This is a genomic window from Hydrogenophaga electricum (genome assembly GCF_030160815.1).
GTDB lineage: Bacteria > Pseudomonadota > Gammaproteobacteria > Burkholderiales > Burkholderiaceae_C > Hydrogenophaga > Hydrogenophaga electricum.
Window position 1 is genome coordinate 1 of record NZ_BSPB01000113.1, and the last position, 3,218, is coordinate 3,218.

The 3,218-nt window shown below is 71.7% G+C and carries 3 protein-coding genes and 1 pseudogene; all 4 read left to right on the plus strand.

Annotated elements, in window-relative coordinates:
- Window positions 1-904 (plus strand): annotated as a pseudogene (locus tag QQK43_RS22880) (hypothetical protein); the annotation flags it as partial.
- Window positions 897-1,238, plus strand: a complete 342-nt coding sequence (locus QQK43_RS22885; RefSeq protein ID WP_284309595.1) for a hydrogenase maturation nickel metallochaperone HypA/HybF — start codon at window positions 897-899, stop codon at window positions 1,236-1,238. The pseudogene QQK43_RS22880 and the gene QQK43_RS22885, both read left to right, overlap by 8 nt.
- A 158-nt stretch (window positions 1,239-1,396) precedes the next feature.
- Window positions 1,397-2,401 carry a hydrogenase nickel incorporation protein HypB gene (gene hypB / locus QQK43_RS22890; protein ID WP_284309596.1) on the plus strand — a complete coding sequence of 335 codons (1,005 nt, stop codon included), beginning with the start codon at window positions 1,397-1,399 and terminating at the stop codon, window positions 2,399-2,401.
- A 12-nt stretch (window positions 2,402-2,413) separates the two neighbouring features.
- Window positions 2,414-3,218, plus strand: an 805-nt coding sequence (locus QQK43_RS22895; RefSeq protein WP_440589181.1) for a Kae1-like domain-containing protein, incomplete at its 3' end; no start/stop codon positions are given.

The window sequence follows — 3,218 nt, forward strand, 5'->3', positions numbered from 1 at the left end:
CCGCCTGCGGCGCGACACCGCGGCCGAACACGTGCGGCGCATCGCGCTGGACTGGCCACGTCTGTTGGCCGACGGCGATGCGGGCGTGGCGAGCGCGGCCCTGGCCGGATTGCGCACCTGCCCCTTGCTGCGCCCGCGCGACGCCCACGACCCGACGCTGTGGCCCGACACCCTGGCCTGGCTGGAACAGGGCTGGCTGCAGATGCCGGCCACGCGCTGGCATCGCGCCTGGCAGGTCTGCGGCGCCGACTGGTGGCTGGACTGGAGCCACCGCCAGACCGGCTGGCTGCCGGCGCTGGTGAGCGCTGCGCGCTCGGCCGACGCCGGTGAGCCGCTCGACCAGACCCGTGCCTTGCGTGTGCATGGCAGCGACGCCGGGCTGGTGGCCCTGGCGGCCGATCTGGACCACCAACCGGGTTTCGTGCTGGCGCCGCTGTGGCAGGGCGCGGGCGCCCACACCGGGCCATGGGCCCGCCGTCATGGGGCCGATGCCGACTTGCCGCTCACGCCCTGGTCGCTGCTGGGCAGCCGCGTGGCCGAACTGGTGCGCCTGTGCCTGCCCGATGGCGACGGGCAGGGCGCCCGGGTGCTGCAACACGGCGGGCTGCACCTGGGACCCGACGAAGGGCTGGCCTGGGTCGAAATGGCGCGCGGCCTGCTGGTGCACCGCGTGCGCCTGCACGGCGACGGCGCCGACAGCCGCGTGCAGGCCTGCCAGGTGCTGGCGCCGACCGAGTGGAACTTCCAGCCGCAGGGTGAGGTGGCCCGGCGCGTGGCCGCGCTGGACGCCCGCGCGCCCGGCGTGGCGCGCCAGGTCGGGCTGCTGATGGCGGCTTTCGACCCCTGCGTGCCGTTCGAGATCGGGGGGGCGGCCCAGCCGCACACGGAGGTGTGTCATGCATGAAGCCAGCCTGGCCGGTGGCGTGCTGCAACTGATCGAAGACACGGCGCGGCGCGAGCACTTCGCGCGCCTGCTCGAACTGCGCCTGGAAGCGGGCCAGTTGGCGGGTGTGGACGTGCGGGCGCTGCGTTTTGCGCTGGAAAGCCTGGCCCCCGGCACGCTGCTGGACGGCGCGCGCATTCAGATCGATGAACCGCCCGGGCAAGCCTGGTGCATGGGCTGTGCCCAGACGGTGGCGATCAGCCAGCGCGGCGACGCCTGCCCGCAGTGCGGCGGCCACCAGTTGCAGCCCACGGGCGGCATGGAATTGCGCGTGGTGGACATGAGGGTGGTATGAAGAACCCCCTGCGCCGCTTCGCGTCTTCCCCCTCTCTCGCCTTCGGCGGGAGGGGGACCGCCCCTGCGGCCCGGCAAAGCCGGTTCCGCGGCGCGACTGGCCAACTTCCGAGTGCTTCGGATGAGCTTCTGGTTAAAAAACAATGACGGAGAAACATCATGTGTGTCGTGTGCGGATGCAGTGACAACAGCCCGGCCCATGCCCGGCATGTGCAACAGGCCGGCGGTGAACCCGGTGTGGTGACGGTGAACCCGGCCAGTGGCGATCTGCACTTCGGTGCCGGTGCGGCCCGCGTGTCGGTGCCCGGCATGAGCCAGGAACGGGCGATCAAGCTGGAGACCGACATCCTGGGCGCCAACAACCGCGTGGCGCAACAGAACCGCGCGCACTTCGCGTCGCACGGCGTGACCGCGCTCAACTTCGTCTCCAGTCCGGGCTCGGGCAAGACCACGCTGCTGTGCGCGACCATCGAGGCCCTGAAGGCGCGCGACCCGGGCCTGCACGTCGCGGTGATCGAGGGCGACCAGCAGACCAGCTTCGACGCCGACCGCATCCGCGCCACCGGCGCGCCAGCCATTCAGGTGAACACCGGCAAGGGTTGCCACCTCGACGCGCCCATGGTGGCCGAGGCGTTTGCGCAACTGCACAGCCACGACCATGCGCATTCGCACGACCATGCCCACGATCACGGCCATCACCACAACCATGCGCACGGCCACGGCCACGGCGGCCGCGACCTGCTGTTCATCGAGAACGTCGGCAACCTGGTCTGCCCCGCCGTGTGGGACCTGGGCGAAGCCGCCAAGGTGGCCATCCTCTCGGTGACCGAGGGCGAGGACAAACCGCTGAAGTACCCCGACATGTTCGCGGCCTCGCAGCTCATGATCCTGAACAAGACCGACCTGCTGCCGCACGTGAAGTTCGACGTGGCGCGTTGCATTGATCTGGCACGGCGCGTGAACCCGGCCATCGAGGTGATCCAGCTCTCGGCCACCACCGGCGAAGGCATGGACGCCTGGCTGCACTGGCTGGACCACGCGATGGGTCACGACCACCATCACCACGACCAGGAGCCCGCCGCCGATGAGGCTGCGTTGCGTCAGCGGGTGCAGCAGCTCGAAGCCGAACTGGCGAAAGCCCGGGCCGCGCTGTCGGCCGCCTGACGGAGCCTGCTCATGACCGCTTCCGTGCTCGCCGTCGGTGCCTGGCTCAAGAACGCGGCCTGCCTGCTGCTGGACGGGCGCGCGCACTGGTCGCCGGTGCACGGCGACCTCAGCGATCCGGTTGCTTGCGAGGCGCTGGAAGCTTCGGTGCAGGCGCTGCTCCGGCAGGCCGCAGCCGCCGGGGCGCCGGTGCAGGCCATCGCGCACGACCTGCACCCCGACTTTTTCAGCACCCAACTGGCCATTGCCACCGCACACGCGCTGGGTGTGCCCGCGATCGGCGTGCAGCACCACCATGCCCACCTGGCTGCCGTCGTGGCCGAGCACGGCATTGACGGACCGGTGGTCGGCCTCGCGCTCGACGGCGTGGGGATGGGCACCAAAACAGACACCCCCTGCCAGGCTTCGCCGGTTTCCCCACCGGGGGAGCGCCGTTATGGGGGCGGCCCGGCGAGCGGCTTCACCGCCTGGGGCGGTGAACTGCTGGGGCTCGACGGCGCCCGCTGGCAGCGCCTTGGGCACCTGTTTGCGCTGGCCCTGCCGGGAGGCGACCGCGCCGCGCGCGAACCCTGGCGCATGGCCGCGAGCGCGCTGCACGCCAGCGGTCGGGGCGATCAGATCGTGCCGCGCTTTGGGGCGGTGGTCGGTGAACCCCTGGCCGCCGGCGTGCGCCAGATGCTCGACCGCGGCCTGAACAGCCCGTTCACCAGCAGCACCGGGCGCTGGTTCGACGCTGCTGCCGCCGCGCTCGGCCTGTGCCTGCGCCAGCACGACGAGGCCGAGGCGGCGATCGCGCTCGAACAGGCCGCCGCCCGCG